The following is a 20853-nucleotide window of genomic DNA, read 5'->3' on the forward strand; positions in this document are numbered from 1 at the left end:
GTCACCTCTTCAAACATAGTAATAAACCATCACCTACCGGTAAAAATGCACTGGTATAATCAGGATGCTGCATAATCCATTCAGTGAAGTTTTTTAAATTGCGAATCATTGTGCGCTTGCGACGCGGTACTTCTTTTAAATCCAAATCTGATAAGCCATGCATATACATATTATCGATATACAGAACTCCGCCAGATTTTACAAGAGGCGCATACTTTTCAAAAAAGCGTTGATATTGTCCCTTTGCAGCATCGATAAACACCGCATCGAATGTTGTATGAATGGCCTCATCGTCCACCTCTAAGGCGTCTCCTTCAATGACTGTAATACGATCTGATACTGCAGAACGTTCAATATAGGCCTTCGCTCTCGTAACACGCTCTAGATCTCGCTCGATTGTAACGATATGCACATTCGGTAAAGCCTCTGCCATTCTTATTGCAGAATAACCAATTGCTGTACCAATCTCTAAAATTTTCGACGGATTTTGAATACGTAGCAGTTGATTTAATGCATCAATACCAGCAAGTTGCATAATTGGTACATGATTCTCCTCCGCAAATGCTTCCATTTCTAAAAGCAAATCATTACGTGGTTGAATAAATGATTGTATATATGCATCTGATAATTCCATTTTTAAGTCCACCCTCATATCAATTATGCCTCGGCATAATTGCGTCCGCCGGAGGCTTCATCATTTAGCAACAAAAAGAAAAAGACCAAACGCGATGTCTTGGTACTTCGTCATACAAAAATGAGCAATTGTTTTTTTCAGCTCAAAACAATTGCTACCACGTATATTATCCCACATTAACAAACTGATTGAATTTATTCCATGCGGATTGATTAAAAATCACATTTTATAATAGCACGAAAATAGAAGGAAAGCTATTTTTCTTTCCTTCTATCCACATTGTTGCTATTTATGTTTTCTATTTAAAGGTAATTACTCTGCCTTACGCAAGTATTTTTCTACTTTTTGTAAATGTTCATCGTATGTTTTCGAGAAGTGGTTGACACCATCTTTATCCGCTAAGAAGTAAAGGTAATCTGTTTTACTTGGATTTAGCGTTGCTTCAATTGAAGATTTCCCAGCGCCCGCAATAGGACCTGGTGGTAAGCCTTTATTTTTATAAGTATTATAGACATTATTTACCTCTAAATCTTCATATAGTACACGATCTTTATGGGAACCAAGTGCATATAAAACAGTTGGATCTGTTTGTAGTGGCATCCCCTGATCGATACGGTTATAGAATACGCTCGCAATCGTTTCTCGATCTGTTTGGGCGGTAGCTTCTTCTTCCAGTAATGAAGCAAATGTTAGTAATTGATGTACTGACATTTTCTTTTCAGTTAAAACATCGCTGTAAGTCTTCACAACTTTGTCCATTGCCCCTACCATTTCATCTACAATTGATTCTAATGAAGGTTTTTCTTCAAAGTAAGAATAAGTTGCAGGGAATAAATAGCCTTCTAAATCATAGCGAATATTATCAGCTAAAACCGCATCTGTCACAAGATCAGGGTATTTAGCCTTCATTTGTTGAACAAATGCATCGCTTGTTACTAAGTCCATAAATTCCTTTTGAGTGTACGGCGTTTTCTTTTCTACAATGTTACCAATTTGTTCGAGTGTTAAACCCTCTGGAATTGTCATTGTAAAGACTGGTTTACGGTAGACCTTTCCGGATTTTAAACTTTCTATTAGCTCATCTAATGTCATGGCCTGCGTTAAATCATATTTCCCGGCTTGGAACTGGGATTCATTTTTAAACTTAGCATAGTATTTAAAAACACGCGCATCTTTAATAATTCCTTTTTCCTCTAGTAAAGTCGAAATAGAGCTTAAGGTTGAGCCAATTGGTACTTCAACTACTATAGTTTTAGTTGCATCCGGATCCACCGGTTTTAAAGCACTCTTCACATACGTATAACCAAATAAACCGACAATCCCTAATAGTAGAACAATAGAAATTGCAACAATAGCCACTATTTTTCTCACAACTTTTACCTCGGATTTTCTTTTTTCCATTTTTGAAAACATTTCTTGTTTTTTTGAACCGTTATCCACGGGTTTCCCCCCTATCACTTCATTATCATACTAGAAATCAACTTTCACGACAAACAGAAATAGATAATTCAGTAAAAATAGCACATATCAACTTCGCCTCGACGTAATTCGTTCGGATTTTAAATTGTGCCCACAAACTGCCGTTGCGATTTCGCTACAGCAAACATTTGGCTGAATGAAAATAAAAAAACTCTGAGTAGCACTTTACACCACTCAGAGTTTTTATTATAAATCATTTAATATATCTTCAACAAATTCCCATTCGGCATCTGTTTCAATTGGTAATAATTCTTCTATCGTCCCGTCATTTCCAGCTATATATTGGGCAGCAAAAATATCTTTTTCCTCGATTGGCTCGTCCGATGCTAGAACATAAAGTACATAGGATTTACCAAACTGTTCGGATGAAAATGTATGAATGACCTCACAAACCTGATCTGTTCCATCCTCATCTGTTACAGTAATTAGCTGCGGCCCCTCTTCAAATTCATTCAGAAGTGTTAGGACTACCTCATTAATCATCTCCCACTCCGCCTCTGTTTCAACAGGCTGTAAATTGGTCATTTCCCCATTATTATCATCATAATCGAATGTCATAGCAGAAATGTCCCCAGGAATTTCATTACCATTTTCGTCAATTAACGAAAATAATACATATGATTTTTCTTCTGCATCAAAGGTGAAGACAACACGGCATTTTTGCTCCTTGCCATCCTCTCCAATTATAAGAAATTCTTGCGTTTCTTCGTTCATTTAATCTCCTCCAAGCTAGCTTTATTCTTTCAAAAGTAAAAAAGGAACAAGGAGTGCTTATTGCCATCCTTGTTCCACACTTTTAAAGATTACGATGATTATTCTTCGTTTTCATCCTCTAAAGCGTTTAATACGTCTTCTACCATATCCCACTCTGCTTCAGTTTCGATTGGTGTTAACTCACCATCTTCACCATTTTCAGATGGTACAAATGAAGATACGAAGATTTCTACAGAGCCATCCTCATCTTCTTCTGCACCTACCATAGAGTAAAATACATATGATTTACCGAATTCAGCTGATTCATGTACGTGAATCACTTCACAAAGTTGTTCATTTCCGTTCTCGTCAATCACTGTAATGTGTTGTACATGTAATTCTTCTTCGTGGTTATGCTCTTGTGCCATGCGCTTGTCACCTCATAAATTAATTTTTGCTATCTAAGTAGCCTTGTAAAATCATCACAGCAGCCATTTTATCTATGACTTGCTTGCGTTTTTTGCGACTTACGTCCGCTTCGATTAGCATACGCTCAGCAGCCATCGTTGTTAGACGTTCATCCCAAAGCTTGACCGGTAGTGAAAATGTTTCTTCTAAAAGCTTTTTATAGTTTTCAGAAGCCTCCCCACGCGGTCCAACCGTATTATTCATGTTTTTCGGGTATCCTACAACAAATTCTGTTATAGCATACTCCTTCACTAGCTCGGCTATACGCTCAATGCCGAACTCGCCGTTAGCTTCATCAATTTTTACGGTTTCAATACCTTGGGCCGTCCACCCTAGAGCATCACTAACAGCAACGCCTACGGTTTTTGACCCAACGTCTAATCCCATAATTCTCATTTCTAATCCTCGTTATTCTTTTTAATATAAAACTTAACAAGCTCTTCTAGAATTTCGTCACGCTCAAGCTTGCGAATTAAATTACGAGCATCCTGATGGCGAGGAATATACGCCGGATCACCAGAAAGTAAATAACCGACAATCTGATTGATAGGGTTATATCCCTTTTCCTCTAATGAAGAATGTACTTTCAACATTACCTGCTTGACTTCCTGTTCCATTGATTCTTCTGGAAAATTAAATTTCATCGTTTGATCAAATGAACTCATGACCAGCACCTCGCTTTCAGAAATAAGGAGATGTGCAAAAAAGCTCATCTCCAATTTCTCTTTATTATAACATGTTTTGGCGTATTATCAATTATACCTCGGCATAATTGCGTCTGGAATCGGCTTTGTGTTTAGGCCTGCACGAGGGCCGACACGATGTCGGTCATTTCGGTAATGCCACAGGACGTGGCGTTTTTACCGACGCAGGTCAGTCAGCCGTTATCGCATGGATGCGATGATCTTAGGCTAACATCCCCTAAGAACTCCTTTCCGATTCCGTGACATCCGCCGGAGGCTTTAGGCCAGCAGATGTTTTTTGTGCGAAAGCGTAGTGCTAACGCAGCGGCAGCAACACGACGCTGGTCACTCAGGCGTTTTCACAGGATGTGAAGTTCTTAGCCTGAGTTCCTCTATTGCAATCGCAAAAAGAAGTTAAATGGATTTAACATAATCATACACAGAAAGTAGTGCTTCATCAAGTTTTGATGCATCTTTTGCACCTGCCATCGCCATATCTGGACGACCGCCACCTTTACCACCACATGCTTCTGCTACCATTTTTACGATATTTCCTGCATGGTAATTACCACCAACTAAATCTTTTGTTACACCAGCACATAGCATAACCTTTTCGCCATCGACAGCACCAAGAACGATAACAGCTTTAGGCATTTTCACTTTCAAGTCATCCATCATTTGACGCAGTTGATTATTGTCCTTCGCCTCAACTTTAGTAGATAGAACAGTTACATCCCCAAAAGTTTGCGCAGCGTCCACAATAGCGCCTGCTTGTGCATTCGCGATTTTTTGTGATAATGCCTCATTTTCACGTTGTAAATCTTTGTAGTCAGCTTGTAACGCATTTACTTTTGTCACAATATCTTTTGGATTAGCTTTTAATATTGCCGCCGCTTCGTTTAATAAAGCTTCTTCCTCTTTCACTGCTTCATAAGCAACTTTACCTGTCACAGCCTCGATACGACGAGTACCTGCACCGATACCACCTTCTGAAACAATTTTGAAGAAGCCAATTTCAGAAGAACGTTTTACGTGTAAACCACCGCAAAGTTCAATAGAGTAGTTACCAATTGACACAACGCGAACGATATCACCGTATTTCTCACCGAATAAAGCCATTGCTCCCATAGCTTTTGCTTCATCGATGCCTTTTTCTTCAATAACGACCTCTATATCATCCCACACTTTTTCATTTACAATACGTTCAATTTGTTGTAATTCCTCTTTTGTCACTTGTCCGAAGTGAGAGAAGTCAAAGCGTAAACGATCAGGCCCTACATAAGATCCAGCTTGGCTAACATGGTCGCCCAGTACATCTTTTAGCGCGCGTTGCATAATATGTGTTGCTGTATGGTTTTTAATAATTAAATTACGTTCATCACGGTTAACTACTGCCTTCACAGCATCTTCAACATGCATTTCGCCAGATTCTACAAGTACAGTATGAAGCGGCTGACCATTTGGAGCTTTTTGTACATCTTTTACAATGGCCGTAAAGCTATCATTAGCAATAACACCGCTATCCGCTATTTGACCACCCATTTCAGCATAGAATGGTGTTTTAGCTAAAATAACTAGTGCTTCTTGCCCTTCAGATGCTACCTTCGATACTTGACCATTGACAATGATCGCTGCCACTTCTGTGTCTGTCGTTAATGTATCATAGCCTACAAATTCACTTGCAACCGTCAAGTTTGCTAGCACTTCGTTTTGTACTTGCATAGAATCTACATCTTGACGAGCTGCACGTGCGCGTTCACGTTGTTCTTCCATTGCCGCTTCAAAGCCTTCATGATCTACCTTCATGCCTACTTCTTCCGCATACTCTTCTGTTAATTCGATTGGGAAACCGTAAGTATCATATAAACGGAATGCATCTGCACCTGGAATATAGTCATGGCCTGCTGCTTTTTGAGCTTCTACTACATCGTTAAAGATAGTAAGACCACCGTCTAATGTTTCATGGAAGCGAAGTTCCTCATTTTTAATAACACGTTGGATAAACTCGCATTTTTCCGTTACCTCTGGGTAGAAATCATTCATAATTTCACCAACAGTTGGTACTAATTCAAACATAAATGGCTTTTCAATGCCGATTTGTTTTGCATAGCGCACAGCACGACGTAGTAAACGACGTAATACATAACCTCGACCTTCATTTGAAGGAAGAGCACCATCACCAATAGCAAACGCCACTGTACGAATGTGGTCAGCGATCACTTTAAATGGTGTATTAATATCTTCTTCTGAACCGAAGATTTCACTTAGTGCTACTTCACCAGGACGTTTGTATTTACGATTTGCTAACTGCTCGATTTTTTCAATTATAGGCATGAATAAATCTGTATCAAAGTTCGTTGGAACATTTTGAACAACTGATACGATACGCTCAAGACCCATACCAGTATCAATATTTTGCTTTGGAAGTGGTGTGTATGTGCCATCAGGATTATGGTTGAATTGAGAGAACACTAAGTTCCAAATTTCAAGATAGCGTTCATTTTCTCCACCTGGATACATTTCTGGATCATTTTCATCTGAACCGTATTCTTCCCCACGGTCATAAAAAATTTCTGAGTTAGGACCCGATGGACCTTCACCGATATCCCAGAAGTTCCCCTCTAGACGGATTAAACGCTCTTCAGGAATACCAATTTCGTTATGCCAAACGTCATACGCTTCTTGATCTTCAGGATGGATCGTAATCGATAAAAGCTCAGGATCAAAGCCCATCCATTTTTTATCCGTTAAGAACTCCCAAGCATAATGAATAGCTTCTTTTTTAAAGTAATCCCCAATTGAGAAGTTACCTAACATTTCAAAGAACGTATGGTGACGAGCTGTTTTACCTACGTTTTCAATATCATTTGTACGGATTGATTTTTGGGCATTTGTAATACGTGGATTTTCAGGAATGATACGACCATCGAAATATGGTTTAAGTGTTGCAACACCTGAGTTAATCCAAAGTAATGATGGGTCATTGATTGGCACAAGCGGTGCTGATGGCTCATGATGATGACCTTTTTCTTTAAAGAATTCTAAATACATGCGGCGAATTTCTGCTGCTTTCATATGAAAATTTCCTCCCTATATGTTTTGTAAAATTACGATATGAATCCACAAATCAACATAAAAAAGCCCCCATCCCCAAAAAAGGGACGAGGACTTGTGATTTGTCTCGCGGTACCACCCTAGTTGTAAGTAAAAGTATACTTACCTCTTAAGCACTTGTAACGTAAGTGAACGGCAGAGATTAACTGCACTCCGGAGTAGCTTTCGGTATTTGCTATTGTGAGGATTTTTTCAGCCAAGAAATCCCTTTCTTTTACACGCACAAATACTTACTTTTTCCATCATCGTTTTTTACAATTTTCTAACAAGAATTATAAAAAAAATATGTTCTTCTGTCAATTGGCACTATAATGGCTAATCATAATACAACGTCCATTCGAAAGTGTTTATAGAATAGTAGATTTTCTACTTCAACTACTGAAAAAATTGGCTCATCACCATAACGTCCGTTCCGACTGGGCGCTTTTTTCGTAGGCGTCAGATGAGTCGCTTGGGCTCCAAGGACTCATCTGTGACGCTTAGAGTCACCCATCTTATACTTCAATCAACTGGCATTTTTACAACTTCTGATGCCGAGTCAAAAAATTTAGTATTATTTGTTCTATTAAAATGGTTTGATTCTATATTACCGCGTAAAATAATTTTTTTTGTAAAAAATGAAAGTAGACAACCCAGTCAGCAAGATTATAAAGACTATTACTCCCCAAAATGCATTGGATTCATTTTGATATGGTAAAGGCACATTCATCCCATAAATCGTAGCGATTAACGTCGGCACCGATAATATGATTGTAAATGAAGCGAGTAATTTAAGTACTTGGCTTACGTTGTTTTGAATGACGTTCCCATATGCATCCATAATATTATTTAAATTAGTTTGATTTATTTCCGTCACTTCATATGCTTGATCTATCTCAATAAGCACGTCTTCTAAAACATTTGCATCGTCTTCGTCTAATTCGATAGAGCTACCATGTAAGATTTTTTGCATAGTAAATTTCATCTGTTTAAGTGATGTTACCATATATATAAGACTTTCATTCAAGTAGAGTAGTGTGTATAACTCACTATTTCGATACGACTTAGCAAGCTCCTTTTCCGCTAAGGTGATTTCCCGTTCAATAGTAGCTAAAAAGTCAATATATGCCCGAGCAGTAATACTTAATATTTTTAAGGTGTTGCGCGTTTTCATGTGTGTCTCAAACAGAGTCATCTCACCATTAAAAAGGTCTTTCATAAAAGGTAGCTCTTCTCTACAGATCGTAATCAGATGATTTTTAGTGTGAATGATACCCATAGGAATTGTTCGATATTTTACGTCGTGAGAGGAACTCTCGACATCTATTTGATCGTAAGGGATATGAATAACAAACAAGACAGCCCCGTCACGTTCTTCAATTCGCGGGCGTTCTTCTATATCAAGTGAATCAGTTAAAAAATCACTTGGAACAGCAAGAGCTGCCGCCACATGTTCAATTTCACTGGATGTCGGTGCTTCGAGATGAAGCCAACTGTTATAACCAATACTTGATGTTTGCTCAAACTTACCTTCAGCATTACTTTTGTATATTAAAAGCAATTTGCTACACATCCTTTCTTATATACGGTGCGAAAAGATTAAAAACGTAAAAATTTTGTTTTGTAAAATACGTAGATAAGCCCTGCAGTGAGCCCTACAATAAGCCCAATAATTCCTACAAACATGAATGGTTCTTCTTCATAAGGCAATGGAACGTTCATGGCGAAAACACTTCCAATAATAGTAGGAATCATTAGTACAATAGTAATGGTAGCCAGTATTTTCAAAACGCTGTTTAGGTTATTATGAATGATTGCCGCATACGCATCCATTAAATTACTTAAACTTAGACTACGCATTTCCGTTACTTCCGCTGCTTGTTCAAGGTCAACTAGCGCATTTTGCAGCATTTTCTCATCTTCTTTATATAGTTTTATATCTTGCCCTTTGGAAAGGTGTAAAAAAACATTATGCATAGCTTTCAAAGAAGTAGAAAAATAAACTACACTTTTATTGATATTAATCAATCCGAAAAGCTCACGGTTGTTATGGGATTCTTTCAATTCTTGTTGTAATCGTCCAACCTGTACTTTTATACGTTTGAGAAAATCGAGATACGACTGGGCAATTGCTTCAAATAGCAGCAATGTTATTCGCGTCTTCATATGTGTTTGAAATGTTCCGTACTTCCCTAAAAACAAGTCTCTACATAACGGATTGTCTTTTTTTGTGACAATCACCAAATGATCTTTCACATGTATGATTCCGATCGGTATCGTCCGATAAGGAATTTCTTCGTACAAATGTTCCTCATTCATAACAACAGGAGAATTGAGAATGATGACCGTTGACGAATCATCTTTTTCAATCCGAGGTCGCTCATTAATGTCTAGGGAATCACGAATGAAATTTTTCGGAATATTAAGTTTATTTGAAATTTGAGAAATTTCCGCATCTGTCGGATCAACAAGATAAAGCAACGTGTTATGAACAATTTCGGATATCGGTTGCAATTGACCTGATGAATCGCTTCGGTATATCGTAAGCATCTTTTTTCCTCACTTTCTCTTCTAAAATAGCTTTGTTTTGTAAAAAATCCACCCTGTCACTAAACTAATACCTGTGGAGATGGACATTATAACGGCTAATGCGTATCCTTCATCCTGCATTGGCAAAGGGAAATTCATTCCGTATACTGTGGCGATCATCGTCGGAAACGTCAAAATAATCGTAAAAGCAGTTAAAACTTTTAGCACGACACTAAGGTTAATTTCAATCGCCCCAGAATATGCGTCCATCAAATTACTTAAATTTTCGTTGTAAATTTGTGATATATCGAATGCTTGCTGCATTTCATTAAAAGTAGCTTGTATCCTTTTTTCAGCTTCTTCGTTCGTCTCCAAGTTCAGCACTCTCGACAATTTTTTCAGCATCACTAGATTGACTTTTAGCGCCTTTGAGAAATAAACAAGAATTTTATTTATATTAAGCAAAGTATACACTTCTCTGTTTTTTATCGATTTTTGTATAATTTTTTCAGCTATAATAATTTGTCGATTAACATCATCAAGGCAATGTAAATAGTAACGGGCAGAAACAAGCAATAGCTGTAAAACATAAGATGCGCTCATATTGGTATAAATATCCTTAACAAGAATATCGCTAAACTCTTGTAAAATCGGATGATTGTCGCGACAAATTATAACAATTACATCACTTGTTTGAATAATACCAATCGGAATTATCCTGTATGGTTCAGCGTCACCATTTGGCATTTTTATTGGTACATTGACAATCAACAAAAAATCATTTCCGTTTTTTTCTACACGTGATCGTTCATCTTTATCGAGGGAGTCATTGATAAAGTCAGTAGGTACGCCAAGGTGGTCAACAACGTACCGAATTTCATCTTCTGACGGTTTAGTGAGATATACACAGCTACCCTGAACGATCTTGGGCTGTTCTTGTAATAGCCCTTCTCCGCTTCTCTTATAAATTTTAAGCATCGAATCGCCCTCCTAATCTGTTGAATTAAAACAGATCTAAGTTTTTTAATCCTACTATCTCCATCGGTCATACTAGGACTCTCCATTTTGACCCCCTCCTTTCTAAATGCGAACTCTTATTCTTCCTGCTAAAAAAGTTTTAACCCATATAGCAATGTGTAATAAGATTCTTTTTTAAGAAATAAAAAAACCTCCAGAAGTCCTAGAGGGTTTAAAAAAGTGCATAAAAAAATAAAGTATAACAAAAAGCACTTTCGACTCCCCCTAGTCGAGTTTTAGCACTATACACCGTAAAGAAATAAATTCATCCCTTAGCCACCTTAAGAAAAGCCTTAATCCGACAGTTCCTGTTCTACCCATGGGCATCTTTCGATATTTCTGGGCAGTGGCCTATGTTTGTATAGGAGCCTCACCTAACGAGGTTTTATTTAATTTCACCGCCATCTTAATCCCTATTTTTCATTTTGTCAATAGTCTAAAAATGTTTTAAAAGCGTTTTTTATTACGAATTTCTGTACAAAACAAGAAATAAACGGAGTGGTCTTCATCTTAAAATTTGCAGTAATTTACGAAATTTCCCAAAACAAAAAAAGAGCATTCTTAATTTCACTCTGGCTCATCACCAAAACGTGTGGTTGATTTCCATTCCGACTGGGAGGGCGTCCGATGTGCCTTCCTCCCCTCCCTTGCTCGCTTCATGGTCTCACCTGTGACACTGATTGATCCCCAGGAGTCGCCCAGTCGGAACGAAGGTCAACTTATATCAATCTCACCTTGGCGTAATTGTAGCTGACGCTTCGCTTTCGCTACAGAAAACATTTGTTGCTGCCGCTACGTTAGCACTTCGCTTTCGCACAGAAAACATTTTTTGTTGCTGCCGCTACGTTAGCACTTCGCTTTCGCACAGAAAACATTTTTTGTTGCTGCCGCTACGTCAGCACTTCGCTTTCGCACAAACAATTCCCTGTTGCTGTCGCTTCGCTTTCGCACAAAAAAACCTGTTGCTGCCGCTACGTTAGCACTTCGCTTTCGCACAAAAAACCTGTTGTATTGATTCTCTTTCGATTTTTTGTTCAGCAATTTAAATACAAAAAAACATTTGTATCATGAAAAGGACTTAACAACTATTACAGAAGCTATTGATTATCATAAAGCACAAATTTATTATTTATTATTCCGAAAAACTTCTACTCAAAAATTTAATTCGAAGTAAAAATACATATCTTTGTAAGCATTAAAATAAGGCTTGTCATCAAAAGTTCGGGAGTAAAAAGTTGATTGAAACGGGTGTTAAAGGCATTAAGTCCTGTGATACTCCTTCGTGCCTAATATCATTTTCCTCCAAGTGCTCTTAGGTCCCCAAGACGGAACCGTTATGATGATGAGCCGTAAATACACTATTCCCTGATACCTTTTAAGATTTTTACTCTTGAAACAAATGTTGACAACCAAAATTATTCAGAGTACAATTCACCTGAAAACAATAAATCCTCATTAGGTGAGGCTCCTATGCAAACATAGGCCACTGCCCAGAAATATCGAAAGATGCCCATGGGTAGAACAGGAATTGCCGAATTAAGGCTTTTCATAAGGTGGCTAAGAAATGATTTCATTTCTTTACGGTGTATAGTGCTAAAACTCGAGTTAGGGGAATCGAAAATGCTTTTTGTTTTTTTCGTGCGCTTCTCCCCTCTAAATCGTTAGAGGGGTTTTTATTTTATTTAACTACAAAGGGGGAACATGTGATGGATAGTTATTCGATATGGAATTTTATATTTTTAAATAATTCGAATATGGCAAAAGGCAGCGTTTTTGCGTTCAGTCCGCATATGTCCCTTTCTTCAAAAATCCAGTTATGAATCTTCTGTAAATTGGAGTTTATCAAGATAGGTTTATTTGATGTGTACGCCGAACAAGATACATTTTAAGCAAGAAGCTCCCTTTTTTACGGGAGCTTTTTTATATTATTTTTAATTTTAGGCATTCTACAAAAAGAAGTGAAGAAATGAAGAGGTGTTTTACGATGACGATGACAATAGAAATGATAATCAAGTTAAGCCTAGCTTTACTATTCGGATTATTGATAGGGATTGACAGACAGATTAAACAAAAACAACTTGGCATGAGACCTAGTATGGTCATTTGTATTGCTAGCTGTTTATTAACAATTGTCTCCATAGAAGCATTCGGAAAATTCGGAGGTGCAAATCATCCGAATATGGATCCGATGCGACTTGCTGCGCAGATTGTAAGTGGAGTTGGTTTCATTGGTGCCGGGGTTATTTTACGAAGAAGCAACGAGGTTATTTCTGGTCTTACTTCCGCTGCGCTAATCTGGTCAGCTTCTGCACTCGGAATTACTATCGGGGCGGGGTTTTATCTAGAAGCAACATGCGCTGTCATCCTCTTGATGGGGGCAGTCAACATTGTGCCATTTCTCATCAAAACATTAGGTCTATCAACACTCAACCGTCAGGAAATCTCATTAAAGATTATCGTGGAATCGAATTATCGTATGACAGACTTAATTAAAATGATTAAGTATAGAGGGCAAAATGGAGCATCCAAAAAATACGAGTATAAAATTCGGCATTTCAAGCTCAAAGATATCGATAACGATCACCAATTAATTGACTTAGTTCTTTCTGTACCAGAAGACCAATATACGACGGAAATTTATTATTATGTCAAAAAGATTGATCACGTTCTGAGTGTCGAAATTGAGGATTTGTAATAGAAAGGAGCATCACTAATGATTAGACTAAATCAATATAAATATAAAGAAGAGTACACATACTATATGTTGCAATCTTTAAAGTCGGGAAAAAAAGATTCTTTTCGAATGGATTTCCTAGATTTGCACCCTATGGATCAAGCAACATTTTTTACCGAACTCAGCGAGGAAAGACGCTTCACCATTTATTCTTTTTTAACACCTTGTGAATTTGGAGAAATTTTTAGTGAGCTAGAACCTGCCTTGCAAAAAAAATGTATTATGGAGCTTGAACGTCCGTTTGCAGTGGAGATGTTAAATGAATTACCTCCAGATGACGCCACAGATTTTTTTGGACTACTATCGTATAAAGAAGCTGATTTTTATTTAGAGCGCATGGAAAAAGATGAAGCTGATGATATTAAGCAATTACTTAAATACGAAAAAGGATCAGTAGGTGCCTTGATGACAACAGAAGTGGTAATAGTTACAAAAGATGACTTAGTAATTGATGTGTTTGAACGCCTAAAGCATAGTGAAGTAGATGCAGAAACTTTTTATTACTTATATGTTACAGATACTAATAAACAATTACTTGGTGTCGTTTCATTACGAGAGCTAATCATTTCCCCTCCAACGTGTCGAATGGATGAAATTATGAACTCTGGAATCATTTCAGTGTCTGCCAACACAAATCAATCTGAGGTAACTCAAATCATACGCAAATATGGTCTTTTAGCAGTCCCTGTTGTAACAGAGAACTACGAACTTCTCGGGATTGTTACTTTTGATGATGTACTGACTTTTCTATAAGGATTCTAACATTTCTTATGGAACTAATATTTTCCCACTCAAAACGAAGTAACTGTTTTAACTAGTTATAAACAGTTACTTCCTCAACATTAATGATTATTTTTTAAAAAGCTGTCTATTCTATTAACTAAATCTTCACTATTATAAGTTTTATAAAGTACAGTTGCTAAACGAACTGGGTCACCAAAGAAAAAGCGCTCATACAGTGTTTGTCTAGTACCAAAGCTACTCATCGTTAAATCCCAAGCTAAGCGGAATTTTTTGACGCGCTCCTCTCCGCCACCCTGAGACGACTGTAAATAATGCTCAAGGTCACCGTCATCTGCTGTGAATGCTTTTTCACTTGGGATAGACATTAATCCACTTGCCCCAAGTAACTGGATAATGTCTGTAAAAGTCGGATATACCTTAGGGAAAATCTGAATAGCTGCAAGTAATGTCGGATGATCAGGCCTGATAAAGCCAAAAGCATCTTTTTTTGCCTCAATCTCAGACTTTAACAGTAAAGCCTTCATCGTTTCTAGTGTCACAATAATATCAACAACTTTTTGCTGCACATGTTGGTAGTCGCCGATACTGATTGTATTAACAATTGACTGTACAACACCTAAGACAAATTCTGTTTTGGCAATTTGACGTGAAAGAACTTGGTGCAAACCATATGTTTGAAATCCACTTACGTTCATAAAGCTATTGGCAACTTCCACATTCCCATAATAAAAAACGCGTTCCCACGGTACAACAACATTATCAAATACAACGATTGCATCCATTTCCTCGAAACGACTACTTAATGGATGGTCAAAAACTGATTCCCCTCCAACAAATGATTGTCTACATAAAAACTTTAAACCTTTCGTATTACTTGGTATCGAGAAACCAAAGCCTTTTCCTTCATCATAGCCATTCGTTGATAACACAAGGAGTTCATCTGTAATTCCTCCCTGCGTCGCTAAAAGTCTTGCACCTTTAATTACTAATCCTTCGCTTGTATTATCTACAATTTTAGCAGCAATTGTCTCTTCTTCATCCTCAAAGTAAAATCGGTTGCGATTTACTTGTGGCTCTATAAATGTATGTGTCATTGTCAAATCATTCTCTCGTGCATACTCATAAAAATTCAATAAATGATTAGGAAAACAATTTGGCTTATCTTTTAAAAAATCAGCCGCTGATGCTAGTGCCATTAGTGTCGTATTCATGTAATCAGGACTTCTACCCATTAAGCCATGAGTGGATAATGCCCATTCCCGTGCTGCATTACGTCTTTTCACAAGATCCTCTACTGTCATCACTTGAAGGTAAGACATACCTACGCGCTTATTGCTTGTCGGTGACACATATGTCATCTTCTCAAGCAATTCGTTTTCATTTTGTAAATCAAAAAGCCTTGCTTGACTCTGCATCACTCCCTTAAACGCTGGATGTTCCGAAACTTTCCCTGTGACAACTTTCCCATCAATATAAATATACGATTGTAAAGCGTCAATACGGTCAATATATTGCTGTCCTGTAATTACTGGCATGAAAGTCCCCCTAACTTTACAAATATCTTTATACTCATTAAGTATATGAAATTTCCTAATATTAGGTTCCGTCACAGAAAACTGTATTATAGCAACACCTCAAATTCAACAAACTGTACTACTTTATAAATACAGTTAAGAAACCTTCTTCATTGCACGATTTTTCAGTTATTTTAGATAAAAACGCTTTCAATTAGCGCTTTATTAACAAGTTCATTTTTGCGTCACATTCATAAAAAAGTCCATTTTGACTAGTACAGAATTGCTGGATTTTATCTATATATAGATGTAAGATAGCTTCGTAACCAAAACAAATACATCTTTTTTTAGGAGAATATATATGAATAATCAAATCATCTCATACGTAGCGAAAATGGAAGCTGCTTTAATGAATAAAATGGAGGATCATAATGAAGAAAATCTTTTATTTTCGATTGCTTCAGATATGATTGCCAAAGAAAAAGATCAATTTAAAAATGTTTGCCAAGCATATGAAGTAGTTAAACACCATATAGTTGGTAACCACTAATGTTAAGGCTCCTCACCAAAAGTTGGTGAGGAGCCTTTTTAACATAGAAAAACCCGATCAATTAATTGATCGGGTAAGTATTTTACTGCGCATATGGTAGAACCATCTTTTGGAATTGTTCAAATGTTGTTTTTTGATTACTGGACAAGCGTTTAATTTGATACACATCATCGTACGGTTTATTATAGCCAAGCGCCGTTGAAAACGCCATTGTGAATCCCACTTCCTTTACCGCATTAATGATGTTAGCATTATATTGCCCAAACGGATAAGCAAAAGCATTTGCCTTTGGAATCATTGTTACACTACGCTTTAAATCCTCAACAACCTCATGATATGGGATTAGAAGCATTTTGCCTTTATTCCCTACCAAGTCGTGTAAATTGTAAGTGTGTGATCCATACGTAAAGACGTCTTGCATATTTGCCATATCTTGACGTGAAAGTGACTGTAAATCATGATAATTAAATAATTGTTCATCTTTCGAATTTTCATTACGGTACGTAATTAAAAACTGCGTAGCTTTAAAGCCATTTTCTTTGAGCACCGGATATGCATATTCACGTGTCGATAATAGACCATCATCAAAAGTCAAAACAATTGAATAAGCAGGCAATGTAATTTCATCGCGCATGAAACGTAATAATTCGTCTGCACTAACCGTTTCGTAGTTCTTACTTTTTAAATACTGCATTTCATTCGTAAATTGAACATCTGTCATCGTAGTACTTACATTTTTAAAACGTCCAAGTTCATCCTCTTTCAGAAAATGATGATACATCATAACTGGAACACCGCGATCGAGCGCTACTTTAGAGCTATGGATATATCCTTCACGGCCACCAAGTACCGTTACGTACCAACTACCTTCTTTCCGTAAAATTGGATAACGATGATTTGTATCTAGCTTAGCAAATGGCTGCAACGTTTTTGATGAATGGTCATAAAGTTCACTGTTTGCAGAAATAGGGATGAAATATTCATTTATCATGGCATTGTCCTTGCCTGTATTTTTATAGGCAGGAGTATTTATAAATTTCACCATTGATTTTTCTGCATAAAGATATGTTTTCCCCCAACGAACTTTTACATATGTTGGATCCAATGCATCTACAATCTCTAGCTGTTGGCCTTTCATTAACGTAGCAATAGCCATTGGTTTTTCGCGACGGAAATCATAAAGAGTTACATTTTCTAATGCCTCGATGTAACCATTTTGCTTATTAGGTGGCGGCGGAGTTGGAGTTGGTTTTTCGATAGGCTTTGTAGTATTTGTTGTACCCTGACTTTTTTCTTCCACAACAAAATTACTATGTACAAATCCTAATCGTCCGTTCACAGCAATTCCGTACCAATTCCCCATTCTATTATAAATAGGAAAACTAACTCCTTCTGACAAAGTTGCAAATTGCACTAGCTCGTTGCCTGTATTATCGTAAATTGGCGCAACATTTGTTGTGACAATATAATCCTTTATCTTTGCAACAGTTGGGACTGTATTTTTATAAGTTGTTACTGGTACAACCGTTGTGTAGCGTTTATCAACATAACCGTAATAACCACCCCAACGAATTTGCCACCAATTCGCTCCGTAATCTTTTGTTACTTCAAAAGTTTGCCCTGCTGATAATGTCCCCACCTGTACTAGTGAGCCTGAACGATTATCAAAGACAGCTGCTTCCTCATTCACTTGGATGACAGTATTTTTTGCATATGCTTTTTCTGCAAAAGGTAATACCATCATGAATAGAAGCAATAATAATAAGCGTTTCACTTTATTCACCTCATAAAAATTTTTATTATCTTTTACTTCAATCATTAGACGATTTTCCAACCTATAAAAGTTTATTGGTTGAATTAATTTCATAAATCATATTGTTTCAGAACCTTTGATTAAATTTATGAAATTAACTCACTTATCTAAATAATCATACGGTGAGACGCCATCCATTCCAATCAATGGATGAATATATGGTTCTGTTTCTACCGTTAGCTTTAAATCAATAGATGATTTTTCATTTTGTAAATCTTCGTTTAATGGAACATCTTCTGCTTCTACAACTTCCTCTGCAACATCCATTGGATTGAGTCTTGCACGTAAGGACGTAAAGCGCTGTAAATCATCCGTACGCTGTAAACCAGCTGCTAGTACATCCGGTTCACCACATAAAATCAAGAAATTTTTTGCACGCGTAATACCTGTATATAATAAATTACGACGCAGCATTTTAGAATATCCTCGGACAACTGGCATAATAACTGTTTGGAACTCAGAGCCCTGGGATTTATGAATAGAGCAACAATAGGCTAGTGTCAATTGATTGAGATCACTACGCTGGTAAGTTACTTCTATACCATCGAATGACACAACAAGCAAATCTTGTTTCTCAATTGTTTCCTTTGCCTTGATAATACTGATTACCTCACCCATATCACCATTAAAAACATTGCTTTCTGGTTGATTGACAAGCTGCAAAACTTTATCCTTTATGCGATAGGTGACATCCCCAAAGATGAGCTCTTTTCTAGTACCAGTATCGTTAGGATTAATAAGCTCCTGAATCATTTTATTTAAATTGTCTATTCCTGCTGGACCTTTGTACATTGGTGCTAACACTTGGATATTACGAATTTCTTGACCTTTCGCAACCGCACTTTTCACAACCTGTGTGACAACGCTTGCTACTTGATCTGAGGAGGCTTTAACAAATGAACGGTCAGACGTTTTTACAGTCAAATCATTCGTGATATGACCACGTTTAATTTGATGAGCAAGTTCAATAATTGTTGAGCCCTCTGCTTGTCGATAAACCTCCGTTAATTCCACAGTAGGAATTTGCTTAGAAGCCAACAAATCCTTTAATACTTGCCCTGGACCTACTGGAGGGAGCTGATCCTGATCGCCAACAAATACAACTTGCACATCCTCATGCAAGGATTTTAATAGTTGATGCGCGAGCCAAGTATCGACCATCGACATTTCATCTACAATAATGAGTTTCCCGGTAACCTCACGCTCAGTCTCTTCTTCTTTTTCCTGACCAGTAAAGCCTAGTAATCGATGAATCGTCATTGCTGGAAGTTCTGTTGATTCTGATAAACGCTTGGCAGCACGTCCTGTAGGGGCACATAAAATAATCGGGAATGGTTCTTCTTTTTGAGCGTATTCCTTCGGGTTTAATGATAGCCCATGTAGCTTTGCATACACCTCTACTACACCCCGAACAACAGTTGTTTTACCTGTACCAGGGCCGCCCGTTAAAATCATAACGGCTGAGTTTAGTGCGTGTTCAATAGCATTCGCTTGTGTTTCAGCATATATGACATTTAGCACTTCTTCTGTTTCACCAATCGCTTTGCGTATTTCGTCCTTACTAAAATGTTCAGCCTTATTGTTACGTTCAATTAAAGCTAATATTTTCGATGCAATTCCTACTTCTGAGAAATATAGGGATGGTAAATATAGTCTCGTTTCTTCCCCACAAATTTTACTTTCCTCACGCAATTCGATGCAAGCTTTAGAAATGGTCTCAAAGGGAATTTCCACTCGTTGACTTTGCTCAAGCATATCTTTTACTAGTGGCAAAACATGTTCTGCATCTAAATACACATGCCCATCCGATAAAGCTGCTGTATTTAGAATATGTAAAATCGCCGCCTTAATACGGTCTGGATGATTGCCAGTAATACCTAATTTAGCACCTAACTCATCAGCACGAAAGAACCCAACACCCTCTACATCTTCAATAAGGCGGTATGGATTTTCATTTAATAGTTCAATCGCCTCTGTTCGATATGTTTGGTAAATTTTCATGCCGAGCTGTGGTCCGAAACCCCATTCATTAAGTTGAATCATCACTCGTTCTAAGCCTAGGTTTTGTTCAATCGTACGATGGATAACCTCTTTTTTTTCAGCTGATAGTCGAGGTACAGCATCAAGCGCATTTGGGTCCTCTAAAATAAGACGTAACGCATTTGCTCCTAGTTTCTCTACAATTGTTTCAGCCGTTTTTTTTCCGATTCCAACAAACAAATCACTCGATAAATAATGAATAATTCCTTGCTCTGTTGCCGGCACTTCTTTTGTAAACGTCTCAATTTGAAATTGCACACCATATTTTGGATGTTGTCTCAATAAACCTGTAAAACGATATTGTTCATCCATCTGTAACGGTGGAAAATATCCAACAACAATTATTTCTTTATCCTCATATTGTAAGTTGGTCTCTTGAATTTTCACACGAACTATTGAATACATATTTTGCGCATTGTGGAAGATAGAGACAATCGGACGTCCGAGTATAAATAATTTATTTAGTTCAAATAAATCAAGATTCTCTGCCATTTTCGATTCGCCCTTTCGTGTCCATTTCAATCATTATATTGTACCACAGCATATCAAGAAATATCGTTTAAAAAGACATTTCACTATATTTTAATCATATGCCTCGGCATAATTGCGTCCAGAATCGGCTTTGTGCTTGCACAAAGAACTCCTTTTGATTCTATGACATCTGCCAGAGGCTTTAACTTCTTTTTAGCAGATGTTTGGTTATCCGACGATGAGGCGAGAGACTTTTGTTAGCTGATATTCAGCTTTAACTATCAGAATATTCACTGAATTAAGTTAAAATTATTTTGACAAATGACATTTCACCGCTATTAACAACCTTTCCATGCTATGATATAGTTGAATTTTGTTGCACGGAAGGATT

General features: G+C 37.3%; 17 protein-coding genes, 2 riboswitches and 1 other annotated feature. Of the genes, 3 read left to right on the top strand and 14 right to left on the bottom strand.

From position 1 onward, the window contains the following. Window position 1: 1 nt before the first annotated feature. The 11 genes from QUF91_RS19215 to QUF91_RS19265 all read right to left on the bottom strand — a co-directional run bounded on the left by QUF91_RS19215 (window position 2) and on the right by QUF91_RS19265 (window position 11592). Window positions 2-634 carry an O-methyltransferase gene (locus QUF91_RS19215; protein WP_285395137.1) on the bottom strand — a complete coding sequence of 211 codons (633 nt, stop codon included), beginning with the start codon at window positions 632-634 and terminating at the stop codon, window positions 2-4. A 312-nt stretch (window positions 635-946) separates the two neighbouring features. Next, a complete protein-coding gene (gene mltG / locus QUF91_RS19220) occupies window positions 947-2074 on the bottom strand; it encodes an endolytic transglycosylase MltG (protein WP_289419068.1) in 1128 nt (375 codons plus the stop codon). A gap of 225 nt (window positions 2075-2299) precedes the next feature. After that, entirely contained in the window at window positions 2300-2827 is a 528-nt protein-coding gene (locus QUF91_RS19225; RefSeq protein WP_289419069.1) for a DUF1292 domain-containing protein, read from the bottom strand. A 98-nt stretch (window positions 2828-2925) separates the two neighbouring features. Beyond that, window positions 2926-3234: a DUF1292 domain-containing protein gene (locus QUF91_RS19230; protein WP_049667728.1), complete on the bottom strand. Its 309-nt coding sequence runs from the start codon at window positions 3232-3234 to the stop codon at window positions 2926-2928. A gap of 19 nt (window positions 3235-3253) precedes the next feature. Further along, window positions 3254-3670, bottom strand: a complete 417-nt coding sequence (ruvX, locus tag QUF91_RS19235; RefSeq protein ID WP_197145001.1) for a Holliday junction resolvase RuvX — start codon at window positions 3668-3670, stop codon at window positions 3254-3256. Window positions 3671-3672: 2 nt separating this feature from the next. Further along, window positions 3673-3939, bottom strand: coding sequence for an IreB family regulatory phosphoprotein (locus tag QUF91_RS19240; protein WP_004226839.1), 267 nt, complete (start codon window positions 3937-3939; stop codon window positions 3673-3675). A gap of 432 nt (window positions 3940-4371) precedes the next feature. Continuing rightward, window positions 4372-7032 carry an alanine--tRNA ligase gene (alaS, locus tag QUF91_RS19245; protein ID WP_285395143.1) on the bottom strand — a complete coding sequence of 887 codons (2661 nt, stop codon included), beginning with the start codon at window positions 7030-7032 and terminating at the stop codon, window positions 4372-4374. Between the two features lie 79 nt (window positions 7033-7111). After that, window positions 7112-7326 (bottom strand) — a binding site (T-box leader). 331 nt (window positions 7327-7657) lie between these two features. Continuing rightward, the gene (locus tag QUF91_RS19250) at window positions 7658-8611 is read right to left on the bottom strand and encodes a magnesium transporter CorA family protein (protein WP_289419070.1); all 954 of its coding nucleotides are present in this window, start codon (window positions 8609-8611) and stop codon (window positions 7658-7660) included. A gap of 38 nt (window positions 8612-8649) precedes the next feature. After that, the gene (locus tag QUF91_RS19255; RefSeq protein WP_289419071.1) at window positions 8650-9600 is read right to left on the bottom strand and encodes a magnesium transporter CorA family protein; all 951 of its coding nucleotides are present in this window, start codon (window positions 9598-9600) and stop codon (window positions 8650-8652) included. Between the two features lie 21 nt (window positions 9601-9621). After that, window positions 9622-10557, bottom strand: a complete 936-nt coding sequence (locus QUF91_RS19260; RefSeq protein WP_289419072.1) for a magnesium transporter CorA family protein — start codon at window positions 10555-10557, stop codon at window positions 9622-9624. A gap of 253 nt (window positions 10558-10810) precedes the next feature. Continuing rightward, window positions 10811-10985: riboswitch (M-box (ykoK) riboswitch) on the bottom strand. A 457-nt stretch (window positions 10986-11442) separates the two neighbouring features. After that, window positions 11443-11592, bottom strand: coding sequence for a hypothetical protein (locus tag QUF91_RS19265; RefSeq protein ID WP_289419073.1), 150 nt, complete (start codon window positions 11590-11592; stop codon window positions 11443-11445). A gap of 448 nt (window positions 11593-12040) precedes the next feature. Then, window positions 12041-12215: riboswitch (M-box (ykoK) riboswitch) on the top strand. A gap of 371 nt (window positions 12216-12586) precedes the next feature. On the opposite strand from QUF91_RS19265, the gene QUF91_RS19270 reads away from it, so the two are divergent. Together QUF91_RS19270 and QUF91_RS19275 are read left to right on the top strand one after the other, a co-directional pair. Then, window positions 12587-13291 (top strand): MgtC/SapB family protein, encoded by a 705-nt coding sequence (locus tag QUF91_RS19270; protein WP_285395027.1) that lies wholly within the window; start codon window positions 12587-12589, stop codon window positions 13289-13291. An 18-nt stretch (window positions 13292-13309) separates the two neighbouring features. After that, window positions 13310-14083, top strand: a complete 774-nt coding sequence (locus tag QUF91_RS19275) for a magnesium transporter (RefSeq protein ID WP_285394982.1) — start codon at window positions 13310-13312, stop codon at window positions 14081-14083. Between the two features lie 89 nt (window positions 14084-14172). On the opposite strand, the gene hpaB is transcribed toward QUF91_RS19275, so the two are convergent. Further along, window positions 14173-15609, bottom strand: coding sequence for a 4-hydroxyphenylacetate 3-monooxygenase, oxygenase component (hpaB, locus tag QUF91_RS19280; RefSeq protein ID WP_289419074.1), 1437 nt, complete (start codon window positions 15607-15609; stop codon window positions 14173-14175). A gap of 340 nt (window positions 15610-15949) precedes the next feature. Here hpaB and QUF91_RS19285 point away from each other — a divergent pair, with 340 nt between their 5' ends. After that, complete coding sequence (locus QUF91_RS19285) at window positions 15950-16138, top strand: hypothetical protein (RefSeq protein ID WP_285394984.1); 189 nt, start codon at window positions 15950-15952, stop codon at window positions 16136-16138. 82 nt (window positions 16139-16220) lie between these two features. Here QUF91_RS19285 and QUF91_RS19290 read toward each other — a convergent pair whose 3' ends face one another. Together QUF91_RS19290 and recD2 are read right to left on the bottom strand one after the other, a co-directional pair. Beyond that, the gene (locus QUF91_RS19290) at window positions 16221-17957 is read right to left on the bottom strand and encodes a polysaccharide deacetylase family protein (RefSeq protein ID WP_289419075.1); all 1737 of its coding nucleotides are present in this window, start codon (window positions 17955-17957) and stop codon (window positions 16221-16223) included. Between the two features lie 93 nt (window positions 17958-18050). Next, window positions 18051-20483, bottom strand: coding sequence for an SF1B family DNA helicase RecD2 (recD2, locus tag QUF91_RS19295; protein WP_289419076.1), 2433 nt, complete (start codon window positions 20481-20483; stop codon window positions 18051-18053). Between the last annotated feature and the right edge of the window lie 370 nt (window positions 20484-20853).

Source organism: Lysinibacillus sp. G4S2 (genome assembly GCF_030348505.1).
Lineage (GTDB): Bacteria > Bacillota > Bacilli > Bacillales_A > Planococcaceae > Lysinibacillus.